Genomic DNA, 13849 nt, shown 5'->3' on the forward strand with positions numbered 1-13849 from the left:
TTTCAGATGCTCGCACGAAATAGTCATGGATTCTAAGCGAATCAGCGTAGCCCGATCCATCCACTTGGTCCCAAAATCCACGTCGACCCTCCTACCGGACATCTTCCTGCGGCAGGGTCTCGCCAGCGAACAATCCCATGGTATTTGCCATGCCACTTCCTTGGGAAAGGAAAGCATGGCTTCACTCGCCTCACCAAATTTTTCTGCCGACGCTCCTTGCCGGAAGACGCTTATTATTTCTCCTGGAAATAGCTCCGCCCCATCACCGATACAGCACCGTCGGTAGCCACATGCCGATGCCCGGAAACATGTACAGCAGGAAGATCGCGACCACCTGGATGCCCATGAACGGCATCATGCCCAGGAATATCTGGTTCAGCGTCACGTGCGGCGGCGACACGCCCTTCAGGTAGAAGGCGGACATGGCCACCGGCGGCGACAGGAAGGCCGTCTGCAGGTTCAGCGCCACCAGCAGGCCGAAGAACAGCGGATCGATGCCGAAGGCGTTGAGCAGCGGCACGAAGATCGGCATGAAGATGACGATGATCTCGGTCCACTCCAGCGGCCAGCCCAGCAGGAAGATGATGACCTGGGCCAGCAGCAGGAACTGGATCGGCGTCAGCCCCAGCGACAGCACCCATTCCTCGATGATGCGTTGACCGCCCAGCAGCGCGAACGCGGCCGAAAAGATCGACGAGCCGACGAACAGCCAGCACACCATCGCGCTGGTCTTGGCGGTCAGGAACACCGACTCCTTCAGCACCGGCAGGTTCAGGCGCCGATAGGCCAGGGCCAGCAGCGCGCCGCCCATCGCGCCCATGGCCGCGGCCTCGCTGGGCGTGGCCAGGCCGAAGGCGATCGAACCGAGCACCGCGGCGATCATCACCGCCAGCGGAAAGAACGATCCCAGCAGCATCTTGAAGATCTCCAGCCGCGCCCAGGTCAGCAGCCCGTAGAACAGGGCCAGCGCGGCCACGCAGACGCCAAGGAAGATCCAGAAGCCGCGCGGGGCGGGCTTCTCGCCGCCCGTCGGGGACGTCGACGCGGTATCGGCGGGCGCGCCGTTCCCACTCGCGGCGCCCGCCCCCGCCCGCTGCGGCGCGCCCGGCGCCGTGGCGGCCTGGCCGCCGCCATCCGTTCCGGGCGGTTCGGCCAACCCGCTGGCGGCAGGCTCTGTCACGCCGCTGGCGGGAGGCTCCGCCAATCCGCCTGCCGGCGGCTCGGCCAGCCCATCGGTGGGCGGCTCCGCCAGCCCGCCAAGCGGCGGCTCGCTCAACCCCGACTGGAATTCATCCGAGCCCAGCCGCAGCTCGGCGGGTATGTCGTACACGACCTCGGGCTGCGTCACCGCGTAGTGGACCGCGCCCACCAGCAATCCGGCGGCGGCCAGCGGCGCCAGCGCCAGTGTCATGTTGCGCGCCAGGTAGGAGAGCGGCACGTCGCGATTGCGCCGGCCCTTGAACAAGGCGGCCAGCATGCCCGACAGCGCGCGCGTATACCCCTGCCTGGCCAGGGTCGCCGAGGCCGCCGGCAGCGCCACGCCGCGTTCGGCCTCGGCCAGCGGCGGCGCCATGTCGGGCCGCAGTTTGGCGACGATGATGACGTAGACCATGTAGAGCGCCGCCAGCATGATGCCGGGAAACAGCGCGCCGGCGTAGAGCTGCACCACGGAAACGCCGGTGGTGGCGCCGTACACGATCAGCATCACGGAAGGCGGCAGCAGGATGCCCAGGCAGCCGCCGGCCGTGATGGCGCCGGCCGTCAGGCGCACGCTGTAGCCGGCCTTGAGCATGGCCGGCATGGCCAGCAGGCCCATCAGCGTCACCACCGCGCCGACGATGCCGGTGGCGGTGGCGAAGATGGCGCAGGTGGCCAGCGTGGCCACCGCCAGCGCGCCCGGCACCCGCGCCAGCGCCAGGTGCATGCTGCGGAACAGCTTTTCGATCAGGTTGGCGCGTTCGACCAGATAGCCCATGAACACGAACAGCGGAATCGAGATCAGCGAGTCGTTGGTCATGGTGGCGTAGGTGCGCTGCACCATCAGGTCCAGCGTCTGCCCCATCGAGCGCGCCGGGTCATGGCTCTGCATGTAGTAGGCCAGGAAGGTGAACAGCACGCCCATGCCCATCAGCGTGAACGCGGTGGGAAACCCCAGCATGATCGCCACCACGATCAGCGCCAGCATCAGCAGGCCGATGTGTCCGGTGCCCAGGTTGTCCCATGGCGTGAGGAAGGCGATCATCAGCAGCACCAGGCCGATGCACGACAGGCCGAACCACAGAGCCTTGTTGATCTTCATTGCGCCGGCCCTCCGGATTTGACGTAGCGGTCGAGCCTGGCGATGTCCTCGTCCTTGACGTGCACCATTTCCTTGAGCTTGTCGACGTCGACCTCCTCGACGTCCTCTTCGCGCGAGGGCCACGCCCCGCGCCGCAGGCACAGCACGCAGCGCAGGATCTCGGCCACGCCCTGCAGCAGCAGGAACGCCCCGGCCACCGGGATGAAGGCCTTGAACGGGTAAATGGGCGGCCCGTTGGCCATCAGCGAGGAATGCTCGCGGATGGCGATGGAATAGCCGGCGTAGTGCCAGCCGGCCCACACCAGCGCGATGACGCCCGGGATGAAAAAGACGATGAACAGGATCAGGTCGAGCCCGGCCTGCACCCGCGGCGGCAGGAATCCGTAGAGGATGTCGCCGCGCACGTGGCCGTTCTTGGCCAGGGTGTAGGCGCCCGCCATCATGAACAGGATGCCGTAGTACATCATCTGCAGGTCGAAGGCCCAGGCGCTCGGCTGGTTCAGCAGGTAGCGCGCGCCGACCTCCCAGCATACGTGCAGGGTCAGGATGACGATGAGCCAGGCGAAGGTCTTGCCGACGAAGGTGGAGATGCGGTCTATGAAACGGATGAATCGGATCATCGGACGTCCTGGTGAAGACGTGCGCCGCCCCGTCGCACGCGCGGCGCGGCGCCGTGGGCGGGCATGGCGCAGGCGGCGTGAGCGCGCGCCCGCCATGGCGACGCGGACGCCGCCGCCCCGCCCCGACGGGGACGGGCGGCGGCAAAGGCGTCAGCCGGTCTTGCCGCCGCGCGAGAAGTAGTGGTTGAAGGCCATCCGGTAATTGACCGTGGTGTCGCCATGCCAGCGGCCGACCCGTTCGGCGAAGGCGCGCTGGGAGTCGAGCACCTTCTTGAACAGCGGATTCTCGGCCGAACGCTTGGCGATCATCTCGTCCCAGATCTTGAGCTGCTGCTGCAGGATGGCGTCAGGCGTCTTGTAGAACTTGACGTTGTGGTCCTTCTGCAGCTTGACGTAGTCCTGGGAATAGCGGTTGGACGCCTTCCACGACATGTCGGCGCTGGAGGCCTGCGCGGCGTAGCTGAGGATGTGCTTGAGGTGTTCAGGCAGCGCGTCGTACTTGGCCTTGTTGAACAGCACCTCGAATTGCTCGGCGCTCTGGTGAAAGCTCTGCAGCATGCAGATCTTGGACACGTCCTGAAAGCCCAGCGCCAGGTCGGAAGAAGCGTTGTTGAATTCGGCGCCGTCGAGCAGGCCGCGGTCCAGCGCCGGCACGATCTCGCCGCCCGGCAGCGCGTTCACGGCCGCGCCCATCGCGGTGTACATGTCGATGGCCAGGCCGACGGTGCGGAACTTCACGCCCTTGACGTCCTCGATCTTGGAGATCGGGCGCTTGAACCAGCCGAAGGGCTGCGTCGGCATGGGCCCGTACATCAGCGACACCACGTTCACGCCCATGGCCTTCTGGATCTCGACCAGCAGCTCCTTGCCGCCGCCATATTCGTGCCAGGCCAGCAGCATATTGGCATCCATCCCGAACGACGGTCCGGAACCCCACAGCGCCACGGCGGTGTTCTTGCCGTACCAGTAGGCCACCACGCCATGGCCGCCGTCCAGCGTGCCGGCGGACACCGCGTCCAGCAGGTCGAAGGCCTTGACCACGGCGCCGGCCGGCAGCACCTCGATCTTCAACTGGCCGCCGGCCATGTCATTGACCTTCTGGGCGTAGTCGCGCGCGAACTCGTGGAAGATGTCGTTGGCGGGCCAGGTGCTCTGGAAGCGCAGGGAAATCGGCGCGTTCTGCGCGCGGGTGACGGCGGGAAAAGCCAGGGCGGCCGCGCCGGCGGCCGCCGCGCCCGAGATGAACTTGCGGCGGGGTTTCGTAACGTGTTGCATGGTGTGCTGTCTCCTGTAAGGGCATGCATGACCAGCTTGTAGTTACTGCTCGCGGCGTCATGAGGCGCGGCGCCGATACGACGTCGGACCGAGGCCTGGGGCGGCCGCCGCGTCGTCCGATGATTAAACCTTCCTGAACGTAAGCTGACAATCAGCTGTTTGCTGGGATTTACCCTATGGCATGTGGACGCCGCGCCCTCACGCTTTGTCGGCCAGGCGTCCCGCCCGCCGCAACGCCTCGACAATGGTCTGGAACGCCGCCTGCCGGCCTTCAGGGTCCGGGCTGCGCAACGCGAATGACGGATGGTATGCGACCAGCACCGGCGTCTTGCCGCACAGCAGCGACTGGCCCAGCGCGGCCTTCAGGGTCAGCTTGCGATCGGGCACCAGCGCGCCGAGCGCGGTGGCGCCCAACGCGATGATGACCCGCGGCCGGATGTCGTCGAGCTCCTGTTCCAGCCAATAGCCGCAAGCGGCGATCTCGGCTTGCGCCGGCGATTTGTGCATGCGGCGCTTGCCGCGCAGTTGCCACTTGAAGTGCTTGACGGCGTTGGTGATGTAGACCGCGTCGCGGCTCACGCCGGCCTGCTCCAGCGCCCTGTCCAGCAGCGCGCCGGCCGGCCCCACGAAGGGATGGCCAGCCAGGTCCTCCTTGTCGCCGGGTTGTTCGCCAACCAGCATGATGGTGGCGCGGCGCTTGCCCTCGCCGCCGACAGCTTGCGTGGCGTTGCGCCACAAGCCGCAGCGGCGGCAATCGGCAAGCTTGCGAGGGTGCTGGTCGGGGTCGATCTCGTCGTCCGCGTCATCGGCGGACCGCGGGTGGGCATTCATGCCGTCTCCTCGATCGGGCTTGCACGCAATGGCGCCTTCAAGGCGAGGCCGAAGGTCAGGAACGGTTGTCCACCGGCGGCGCGCCGGGCGTGGCCCGGCCCGGGTCCCATACGTCCTCGGGGGCCATGCCCGGAGGTATCTGGCGGCCGGCGCCACTGCGGTTCGGGTCCGCCGGACGGTCCGACAGGGTTCGTTCGTTTTCAGGCACGGGCTTGTGCGGCGCGTCGGCCGGGGAGTCCTGGTGGGAATGGGGTTTGGTTCTCATGTCGGCGTCCTCGCAGGCGTGGGCTCGCCGCCACGGCGGGACGCCGTGACGGGCAAGCCTGTGCAGCAAGTGATGTGCCGCGCTATGGCAGGTTCTCGCGCAGGATCACCTGGCTGCGGTTCATCTCCACCCCGCTCATGGGGCTGCGCTTGTCGCGCACGTTGCAGAAGATGCGCACGCAGCTCATCAGCGCCTCGACCGGGCTCTGCGTGATGACGGCGTCCATGGTGCCGTCGATCAGCAGCGCGCGCGTGTCCGGCGTCAGGCCGTGGCCGATGAACACCACGCGATGCTGCAGGCCGGCCTCCTTGAGCGCGCGCGCCACGCCGTCGGAGGCGCCGCCGATGTTGTAGATGCCGGCCAGTTGCGGATATTGCTCCAGCAACTGGCGCGTCTGCTCGTAGTTGCGCTGCGCGTCGTCGTAGCCTTCGCGCAGGTCCACCACCTGCATGGCCTGGAACTGCTCGGCGTACAGCTGCAGGAAGCCGCCCTCGCGCTCCTCGTGGGCGCGGTAGTGGCGCGAACCGGCGATCAGCGCCACGTGCGCGGCGCGCGGGCCGATGAAGCGCGCGAGCAGGTAGCCGGCGGTGCGGCCGGCGGCGCGGTTGTCCAGGCCCACGTAGGCCACGCGGGCGCTGTTGGCCAGGTCGGAGATCAGCGTCACGGTCGGCACGCCCTGCTGCGCCAACGCGTTGACGGCCTCGCGCACCACCGGATGCTCCAGCGCCATGAAGGCGATGCCGTCGGCGCGCTTGCCGTGATGCAGCAGCGTCTGCGCCAGGGCCTCGGGGTTGAAGCTCTCGACGTAATCCACCTGGCAGCGCGCGTTGAGCGGCGCGAAATGCTCGTGCGCGTAGCTCACGCTGTCGCCCAGCATGCGCAGGAAGCGGTTGCTGCCGCGCGGCAGCAGGATCACCAGCCGCATGGGCTCGGGCGCCATGGCCGCGTACAGGTCGGCCTCGGGCAGGTAGTCCAGTTCGGCGGCGGCCTTGAGCACGCGCTGCGCGGTGCTGCCGCGCACGCCCGGACGCCGGTTCAGCACGCGGTCGGCCGTGGCGGTGGACACGCCGGCCAGCGCCGCGACCTCGGCCAGGGTCGCCAGCTTGCGTTCGCGAGTGGACTTTTTCACATCAAAAACCATCATTGTTCGGGTTTGACGATGCGGGCGCCGGTTCACTATTGTCCGTCATGCCTCAGCGCGATGGACTTCTGCGGCACCTCAAAAAACATCATAACCAAGATTCTGGAGACAACCATGAAGCTGCTCACCCGCCGCAGTGCCTTGCGCCGCCTGTGCGCCCTTCCCGCCGCGGCCGCCCTGGGCGGCGGTTTTCCGTTGATCGCCCGCGCCGCCGACTATTCCCTCAAGTACGGCAACAACCTGCCCGTCTCGCACCCGCTGAACATCCGCGCCCAGGAAGCCGCCGACCGCATCTTCAAGGAAAGCAATGGCCGCGTCGACATCAAGATCTTCCCCAACAACCAGCTCGGCGGCGACACCGACATGCTGGCCCAGGTGCGTTCGGGCGGCATCGACTTCTTCACGCCGTCGGCGCTGGTGATCGCCACGCTGGTGCCGGTGGCCGCCATCAACGCCGTGGGCTTTGCCTTCAAGGACTACGGCCAGGTCTGGGGCGCCATGGATGGCGCGCTCGGCGCCCACGTGCGCGCCGCCATCGCCCAGCGCCGCCTGTACGCCTTCGAGAAGATGTGGGACAACGGTTTCCGCCAGACCACCAGCAGCAAGGCGCCGGTGGCCCGCGCCGCCGACATGGATGGCCTGAAGATCCGCGTGCCGGTCAGCCCGCTGCCGATCTCGATGTTCAAGGGCCTGGGCGCGGCGCCGGCCAGCCTGCAGTTCAGCGAGGTCTATTCCTCGCTGCAGACCAAGGTGGTGGACGCGCAGGAAAACCCGCTGCCCATCATCCAGGTGGCCAAGCTGTACGAGGTGCAGAAGTACTGCTCGCTGACCAACCACATCTGGGACGGCTACTGGTTCATCGCCAACGGCCGCATGTGGGAGGGCCTGCCGCAGGACCTGAAGGCGGTGGTGGCGCGCGGCATCAACGAGGCCGGCCTGGCGCAGCGAGAAGACATCAAGAAGCTCAACGCCTCGGTGCAGGCCGACCTGGAAAGCAAGGGACTGGTGTTCAACCAGCCCGCCGCCGACAGCTTCCGCGACCAGTTGCGCAAGGCAGGCTTCTACGGCGAATGGCAGCAGCGCTTCGGCCAGGAAGCCTGGGCACTGCTGGAGCAGGCCGTCGGCAAGCTCGCCTGAGGCCGCGTCCATGACCTCGCTCTCTTCTTCCCACGCCGCCGCGCCCGCGCTGCCGGCCCATCCGCTGCGGCGCGCCGGCGAGGCGCTGGACGCGGCGCTGGGCGGCCTGATCGAACTGGCGGCCGCCGCCATCGTGCTGATCGAGATCCTGGTGCTGTTCGCCGGCGTGGTGGCGCGCTACGTGTTCCACAGCCCGCTGGTGTGGTCCGATGAGCTGGCGTCCATCCTGTTCCTGTGGCTGTCTATGCTGGGCGCCGTGGTGGCGTTGCGCCGCGGCGAGCACATGCGCATGACGGCGCTGGTCAACCACATCGGCCCGGCGCGCCGCGCGCAGCTGGAGGCCGGCGCGCTGGCCGCCTCGCTCGCCTTCCTGTTCCTGATCCTGGCGCCCGCCATCGAATACGCACACGAAGAACACTTCATCATCACGCCCGCGCTGGAACTAAGCAACGCCTGGCGCGCCGCCGCCATTCCGGTCGGCATGGGCCTGATGGCGGTGGTGGCGCTGCTGCGGCTGCTACGCACGCAGACCGTGCCGCACCTGCTGCTGGCGCTGGCCGGCGCGGCGGCGATGGTCGCGGCGTTCTGGCTGGCGCAGCCGCTGTTCACGGGGCTGGGCAAGCTCAACCTGGTGATCTTCTTCGTCGGCATCGTCGCCGCCACCGTGTTCGCGGGCGTGCCGATCGCGTTCTCGTTCGCGCTGGCGACGTTCTCCTACCTGGCGCTGACCACCAACACGCCGATGCTGGTGATGGTGGGCCGCCTGGACGAGGGCATGTCGCACCTGATGCTGCTGGCGGTGCCGCTGTTCATCTTCCTGGGTTCGCTGATCGAGATGACCGGCATGGCGCGCGCCATGATCCAGTTCCTGGCCAGCCTGCTGGGCCACGTGCGCGGCGGCCTGTCGTACGTGCTGATCGGGGCGATGTACCTGGTGTCGGGCATCTCCGGCTCGAAGATCGCCGACATGGCCGCGATCGCGCCGGTGCTGTTTCCCGAGATGCGCAAGCGCGGCGCCAAGCCGGGCGACCTGGTGGCGCTGCTGTCGGCCACCGGCGCGCAGACCGAGACCATTCCGCCGTCGATCGTGCTGATCACCATCGGCTCGGTCACCGGCGTGTCCATCGCCGCCCTCTTCACCGGCGGCCTGCTGCCGGCCGTGGTGCTGGGGCTGGCGCTGTGCTCGGTGGTGTGGTGGCGCTACCGCAAGGAAGACCTGAGCCTGGCGCAGCGCTTCGCGCCGCGCGAGATCGGCCGCTTCTTCGTCATCGCCCTGCCGGCCGTGGCGCTGCCCTTCGTGATCCGCGCCGCGGTGGTCGAAGGCGTGGCCACCGCCACCGAGGTCTCGACCATCGGCATCGTCTATTCGGCGGTGGTGGGCGCGCTGGTCTACCGGCGCTTCGACCTGGCGCGGCTCAAGCCCATGCTGATCGAGACCGCCTCGCTGTCCGGCGCCATCATGCTGATCGTCGGCTGCGCCACCGCCATGGCCTGGGCCCTGACGCAATCGGGCTTCTCGGGCGACCTGGCGCGGCTGATGGCCGGCATGCCCGGCGGCAGTTACGGCTTCCTGGCCGTGTCGATCGTGGCCTTCATCATCCTGGGCAGCGTGCTGGAAGGCATTCCCGCCATCGTGCTGTTCGGGCCGCTGCTGTTCCCGGTGGCGGCGCAGGCCGGCGTGCATGAGGTCCATTACGCCATGGTGGTCATCTTCGCCATGGGCATCGGCCTGTTCGCGCCGCCCTTCGGCGTCGGCTACTACGGCGCCTGCGCCATCAGCCGTGTCGATCCCGACGAGGGCATCCGCCCGATCTGGGGCTACATCGCGGCGCTGCTGGTCGGGCTGGTCATTGTCGCCGCCTTTCCCTGGATTTCCATCGGGTTTCTCAAATCCGCGTCCTGAAAGCCGCGCGGCCCATCGCGGGCCGCGCCCTCCCGCCACTTCCTACACAAGAATCCAACATGAGTCGTTTCCTGGGCGAGATCCGCCAACTCGGTTATGTGGTGCCCGACATCGAGGCCGCCATGGACTACTGGAGCCGCACGCTGGGCGTGGGCCCCTGGTTCTACAACCCCAAGGTGCCCATCGTGAACTACCGCTACGACGGCGCGCCGTACGAGCCGCACAACTCGGTGGCGCTGGCCAATTCGGGCTTCGTGCAGGTTGAGCTGATCCAGACCCGCAACGACGTGCCGTCGATGTACCGCGACTTCCAGCAGGCCGGCCGCAGCGGGCTGCAGCACGTGGCCTACTGGACCCAGGACTATGACGCCGACCTGGCGCGCCTGCTGGCGCAGGGATTCGTGCCGAAGATGCAGGGCGAGGTCGGCGAGAAAGGCCGCTTCATCTACTTCGACACCGAATACCACCCGGGCACGGTGATCGAGCTGTCCGAGGTGGCCGGCCCCAAGGGCCGCCTGTTCGACCTGATCCGCGACAGCGCTCGCGACTGGGACGGCCGCGATCCGGTGCGCCCCTTCCCCGACCTGAAGCAGCTTTGAGGCCGGCCGGAAACCATCCATGAACACCCAAGTCATCCGCGCCACCTACCTGATCGAAACCCCGCTGGACCCGGCGCGCGTCGCCGAGGTGATGGCGGGCGAGCAGTCCTGCGGCACCTTCACCCGCGTCGAGGGCGAGACAGACGAGCTGCGGGCACGCGCCCGCGCCCAGGTCGAATCGGTGCAGGAACTCGAATCCGCCCGCCAGGCCAGCCTGCCCAACGCCTGGCTGGCGCGCCAGCCGGGCGGCATGCCGGCCGTGCTGCGCCGCGCCCGCGTGCGCATCGCCTTTCCGGTGGCCAACATCGGCCCCAACCTGCCGACCCTGGCCGCCACGGTCGGCGGCAACCTGTACGACCTGGGCGAAGTGACCGGCCTGCGGCTGGAGCAGCTGGAACTGCCGTCCGACTACCGCGCGCAATTCGAGATGCCGCGGGTCGGCGTGGCCGGCACGCGCCAGCTGACCGGCGTGGCCAGTGGCGCGCTGGTGGGCACCATCATCAAGCCCAATGTCGGCCTGTCGCCCGAGCAGACCGCGCACCTGGTGGCGCGGCTGTGCGCGGCCGGCGTGGATTTCATCAAGGACGACGAGGTCTGCGCCAACCCCGCCCATGCGCCGCTGGCGCAGCGCGTGGCCGCCGTGATGGCGGTGGTGCGGGCGCACCGCGAACGCACCGGCCGACAGGTGATGGTGGCCTTCAACATCACCGACGAAACCGACGCCATGCGGCGCCACGCCGACCTGATCGAACGCGAGCAAGGCAGCTGCGTGATGGCCAGCCTGAACTGGTGCGGCCATTCCGCCATCCAGACCCTGCGGCGCCACACGCCGCTGGCGCTGCACGGCCATCGCAACGGTTACGGCGCGCTGTCGCGCCACCCCCTGCTGGGCATCGGTTTCCAGGCCTACCAGACGCTGTGGCGGCTGGCCGGCGTGGACCACATGCACGTGCACGGCCTGCAAGGCAAGTTCTCGCAGCCGGACGCGGAAGTGGTCGAGAGCGCGCGCGATTGCCTGGCCCCGCTCACGCCCGGCATCGACGACGCGGTGATGCCGGCGTTCTCGTCCGGCCAGTGGGCCGGCACGGTGCCCGCCACCTGGGCCGCGGTGCGCACCGACGACCTGCTGTTCATGTCCGGCGGCGGCATCCTGGCGCATCCGGACGGCCCGGCGGCCGGCGTGCAAAGCATCCGCCAGGCCTGGCAGGCGGTGCGCGCCGGCCAGGACCTGGCTGCCTTCGCCGCCCAGGCCCCGGAGCTGCGGCGCGCGCTGGCGCACTTCGGATCGCGCGCATGACGGACGGCCTCGCCCGCGCCGCCGCGCCGCGCGTCACCTGGTATGGCGACGACTTCACCGGCGCCACCGACACCCTGGCGCACGTGGCGCTGGCCGGCTGGCGCAGCCTGCTGTTCCTGGGCGTGCCGACGCCGCAACAGCTTGAACGCGCCGGCCCGCTGGACGCCATCGGCATCGCCGGCGCGGCGCGCGGCATGGCGCCCGACGAAATGACGGCCGAGCTGCGCGCCGCCGGCCGCTTCCTGGCCGCCACCGGCACCCGCATCCTGCACTACAAGTGCTGCTCCACCTTCGACAGCGCGCCGCACGTGGGCAGCATCGGCGCGGCCGTGGCCGAGCTGCGGCGCCACATGCTCAATCCGCTGGTGCCCATCGTCGGCGGCCAACCCGGCATCGGGCGCTATTGCAGCTTCGCCAACCTGTTCGCGCGCGCCGGCGCCGCCGCCGAGGTCCACCGGATCGACCGGCACCCGGTGATGCGCGCGCATCCCGTCACCCCCATGCACGAGGCCGACCTGCGCCGCCACCTGGCGGCGCAGGGGCTGGCCGGCATCGCCTCGCTGCCGCACACCGCCTATCCGCCGCTGCGCGCCGCCGCCGACCTGCGCGCCGTGGACCCATGGATCGACGCCATCGTGAACACGACCGACGGCCCCTTGCTGCTGGACCTGGTCGACGACGAGCAACTGCCGCTGATCGGCCGGCTGCTGTGGCGCGCCGCCTCGGCGCTGCCGCTGCTGGTGGTCGGCCCCAGCAGCGTGCAGCAGGCGCTGGCGCGCGCCGCCGGCCCCGGCCCGGCGTCCTCGGCGCCCGCGCTGCCGCCCGCCCAAGGCCCTGTGCTGGTGGTGGCCGGCAGCCTGTCGCCAGTCACGGCGCGCCAGATCGGCGCCAGTCGGCGCTATGCGCGGCAGCCGCTGGATGTAGAGCGCCTGCTGGGAGAGGCCGCCTACGCCAGCGCCAGCATCCAGGAGGCGGCCGGCGCCCTGGCCCAGGGCCGCAATGTGCTGGTGCACACCGATGAACCGGGCCAGGCCCTGTCGCCGCAGCGCACCGCCGCCACCGCCCGCGCCACCGGCCGGCTGGTGGCGGGCATCGTACGCGCCAGCGCGGCCGCGGGGCGCAAGCTCACGCGCCTGGGGATCGCCGGTGGCGACACCTCCAGCCACGCCACGCTGGCGCTGGGGCTATGGGGCCTGGGCTTTCACAGCACGCTCGCGCCCGGCGTCACCGTCAGCGTCGCGCACAGCGACGATCCGCTCACCAACGGCTTGCAGCTGATGCTCAAAGGCGGGCAGATGGGCGGCGATACGTTGTTCGACGATCTGGTGACGGGCCGCTGAGCCAGCGCGGCGACTGGCGCGGCACGGCGGCGCCCGAGCGGCAATCAGCCTGTCGCGACGGGGATGAACAACGTATCGCTGCCCAGCACGCGGATCCCGTCGGGCCCGCTTTCCAGGATGCGCCGTTCGCCAGCCTCGACCCAGAGTTCGCAGCGGAACCCGTCGACCGCCTTGAACAGGCCTTGAATTTCCGTCACGGCCTGGCGCGTCATGCGCGCGTTGGCGTCGAAATGACCCAGCAGTTGGCCGTGGCGGTGAATCACGATTCGGTGTTTGAGCATACGATGCGGTCCAGCCAGTCGTTGAAGACGGCGCGGGCGGCGCCGCGCAGGTCGGCCTGCACTGCCGGCGCCTGGGCCCGCAGCGTCGCCGGGTCGATGCCGGCGCGGGCCAGTTCGCAGGCATGCCCGACCAGCCAGTGCTCGAAGTTGCCCAAATCGGCCTCAAGGTGGAATTGCAGCCCGAGCACGCTGTCGCCATACTCGAACGCCTGGTTCGGTCCCGCCGCCGTGCCCGCCAGCCGGATGGCGCCTGCCGGAATGTCGAACTGGTCCCCGTGCCAATGCAGCACCGGCGTATCGCGCAGGCCGGCCAGCGCCGAGCGTTGGCCCTGGTCGGTCAGCGTCAGGGCGCCGAAGCCGATCTCCGGCCCGGCCGCCATCGGGTAGACGTTGGCGTCCAGGGCCCGCGCGATGAGCTGCGCGCCCAGGCAGATCCCCAGCGTCGGCGCCCGATTCGCCAGGCGCGCGCGCACCAGTTCCAGCTCCCGCGCCAGGAACGGATAGCGCGGTTCATCGAAGGCTCCGATCGGCCCGCCCAGCACCACCAGCAGATCCGTCGCCAGCGCGTCCGCCACCGGCAGGTCCTCCACCGGCGTGTCGACATAGCGCACGGTGTAGCCGCGCGCCTGCAACAGCGGCTCCAGCACGCCAAGGTCTTCGAAGTGGACGTGGCGCAAGGCAATGGCGTTCAGGGTCATGAGGGTCGGCTTCCAGGATGGGCAGTAGCGGCAACGCGCCTGTGGCGTTGCTCGCTATTATTGTCCTATGCCAAAATATTATCAAGATCCAGGACAAATAAGAAAGCGTGACGCGACCAAGCGACGCGCGGCCGCCACGGACGCGCGAGCATTGAATGACAAC

General features: G+C 69.0%; 13 protein-coding genes. 5 read left to right on the top strand and 8 right to left on the bottom strand.

Features of this window, described 5'->3' with window-relative positions; translation table 11 throughout:
• Positions 1-262 precede the first annotated feature (262 nt).
• The 6 genes from AT699_RS20615 to AT699_RS20635 all read right to left on the bottom strand — a co-directional run bounded on the left by AT699_RS20615 (position 263) and on the right by AT699_RS20635 (position 6434).
• Positions 263-2299 carry a TRAP transporter large permease gene (locus tag AT699_RS20615; RefSeq protein WP_024069690.1) on the bottom strand — a complete coding sequence of 679 codons (2037 nt, stop codon included), beginning with the start codon at positions 2297-2299 and terminating at the stop codon, positions 263-265.
• Complete coding sequence (locus AT699_RS20620) at positions 2296-2919, bottom strand: TRAP transporter small permease subunit (protein ID WP_006384200.1); 624 nt, start codon at positions 2917-2919, stop codon at positions 2296-2298. Before AT699_RS20620 ends, AT699_RS20615 begins: the two co-directional genes overlap by 4 nt.
• A 150-nt stretch (positions 2920-3069) precedes the next feature.
• Positions 3070-4194, bottom strand: a complete 1125-nt coding sequence (locus AT699_RS20625; RefSeq protein ID WP_020928681.1) for a TRAP transporter substrate-binding protein — start codon at positions 4192-4194, stop codon at positions 3070-3072.
• A gap of 198 nt (positions 4195-4392) precedes the next feature.
• Entirely contained in the window at positions 4393-5025 is a 633-nt protein-coding gene (locus AT699_RS20630) for a UdgX family uracil-DNA binding protein (protein ID WP_024069691.1), read from the bottom strand.
• Between the two features lie 55 nt (positions 5026-5080).
• Positions 5081-5290, bottom strand: a complete 210-nt coding sequence (locus AT699_RS31675) for a hypothetical protein (RefSeq protein WP_123767359.1) — start codon at positions 5288-5290, stop codon at positions 5081-5083.
• Positions 5291-5372: 82 nt separating this feature from the next.
• Entirely contained in the window at positions 5373-6434 is a 1062-nt protein-coding gene (locus AT699_RS20635; protein ID WP_058207441.1) for a LacI family DNA-binding transcriptional regulator, read from the bottom strand.
• 111 nt (positions 6435-6545) lie between these two features.
• Here AT699_RS20635 and AT699_RS20640 point away from each other — a divergent pair, with 111 nt between their 5' ends.
• The 5 genes from AT699_RS20640 to AT699_RS20660 are packed head-to-tail and all read left to right on the top strand — an operon-like array spanning position 6546 to position 12707.
• Positions 6546-7568: a TRAP transporter substrate-binding protein gene (locus tag AT699_RS20640; protein WP_054498644.1), complete on the top strand. Its 1023-nt coding sequence runs from the start codon at positions 6546-6548 to the stop codon at positions 7566-7568.
• 10 nt (positions 7569-7578) lie between these two features.
• Positions 7579-9471 (top strand): TRAP transporter large permease, encoded by a 1893-nt coding sequence (locus AT699_RS20645; protein WP_024069694.1) that lies wholly within the window; start codon positions 7579-7581, stop codon positions 9469-9471.
• Positions 9472-9530: 59 nt separating this feature from the next.
• Positions 9531-10070: a VOC family protein gene (locus tag AT699_RS20650; RefSeq protein ID WP_006384193.1), complete on the top strand. Its 540-nt coding sequence runs from the start codon at positions 9531-9533 to the stop codon at positions 10068-10070.
• A gap of 19 nt (positions 10071-10089) precedes the next feature.
• Positions 10090-11367 (top strand): ribulose-bisphosphate carboxylase large subunit family protein, encoded by a 1278-nt coding sequence (locus tag AT699_RS20655; protein WP_024069695.1) that lies wholly within the window; start codon positions 10090-10092, stop codon positions 11365-11367.
• Positions 11364-12707, top strand: a complete 1344-nt coding sequence (locus AT699_RS20660; protein ID WP_024069696.1) for a four-carbon acid sugar kinase family protein — start codon at positions 11364-11366, stop codon at positions 12705-12707. Before AT699_RS20655 ends, AT699_RS20660 begins: the two co-directional genes overlap by 4 nt.
• A gap of 44 nt (positions 12708-12751) precedes the next feature.
• On the opposite strand, the gene AT699_RS20665 is transcribed toward AT699_RS20660, so the two are convergent.
• Positions 12752-12988, bottom strand: a complete 237-nt coding sequence (locus tag AT699_RS20665) for a hypothetical protein (protein WP_024069697.1) — start codon at positions 12986-12988, stop codon at positions 12752-12754.
• Entirely contained in the window at positions 12967-13686 is a 720-nt protein-coding gene (locus AT699_RS20670) for a glutamine amidotransferase (protein ID WP_024069698.1), read from the bottom strand. Before AT699_RS20670 ends, AT699_RS20665 begins: the two co-directional genes overlap by 22 nt.
• Positions 13687-13849: the final 163 nt, after the last annotated feature.

The sequence above is a fragment of the Achromobacter xylosoxidans genome, from assembly GCF_001457475.1.
In the GTDB taxonomy this organism is placed as follows: domain Bacteria; phylum Pseudomonadota; class Gammaproteobacteria; order Burkholderiales; family Burkholderiaceae_B; genus Achromobacter; species Achromobacter xylosoxidans.

Coding starts and splice junctions, on each gene's coding strand:
- AT699_RS20615 (WP_024069690.1), bottom strand. CDS start 2,299: ATGAAGATCAACAAGGCTCTGTGGTTCGGCCTGTCGTGCATCGGCCTG.
- AT699_RS20620 (WP_006384200.1), bottom strand. CDS start 2,919: ATGATCCGATTCATCCGTTTCATAGACCGCATCTCCACCTTCGTCGGC.
- AT699_RS20625 (WP_020928681.1), bottom strand. CDS start 4,194: ATGCAACACGTTACGAAACCCCGCCGCAAGTTCATCTCGGGCGCGGCG.
- AT699_RS20630 (WP_024069691.1), bottom strand. CDS start 5,025: ATGAATGCCCACCCGCGGTCCGCCGATGACGCGGACGACGAGATCGAC.
- AT699_RS31675 (WP_123767359.1), bottom strand. CDS start 5,290: ATGAGAACCAAACCCCATTCCCACCAGGACTCCCCGGCCGACGCGCCG.
- AT699_RS20635 (WP_058207441.1), bottom strand. CDS start 6,434: ATGATGGTTTTTGATGTGAAAAAGTCCACTCGCGAACGCAAGCTGGCG.
- AT699_RS20640 (WP_054498644.1), top strand. CDS start 6,546: ATGAAGCTGCTCACCCGCCGCAGTGCCTTGCGCCGCCTGTGCGCCCTT.
- AT699_RS20645 (WP_024069694.1), top strand. CDS start 7,579: ATGACCTCGCTCTCTTCTTCCCACGCCGCCGCGCCCGCGCTGCCGGCC.
- AT699_RS20650 (WP_006384193.1), top strand. CDS start 9,531: ATGAGTCGTTTCCTGGGCGAGATCCGCCAACTCGGTTATGTGGTGCCC.
- AT699_RS20655 (WP_024069695.1), top strand. CDS start 10,090: ATGAACACCCAAGTCATCCGCGCCACCTACCTGATCGAAACCCCGCTG.
- AT699_RS20660 (WP_024069696.1), top strand. CDS start 11,364: ATGACGGACGGCCTCGCCCGCGCCGCCGCGCCGCGCGTCACCTGGTAT.
- AT699_RS20665 (WP_024069697.1), bottom strand. CDS start 12,988: ATGCTCAAACACCGAATCGTGATTCACCGCCACGGCCAACTGCTGGGT.
- AT699_RS20670 (WP_024069698.1), bottom strand. CDS start 13,686: ATGACCCTGAACGCCATTGCCTTGCGCCACGTCCACTTCGAAGACCTT.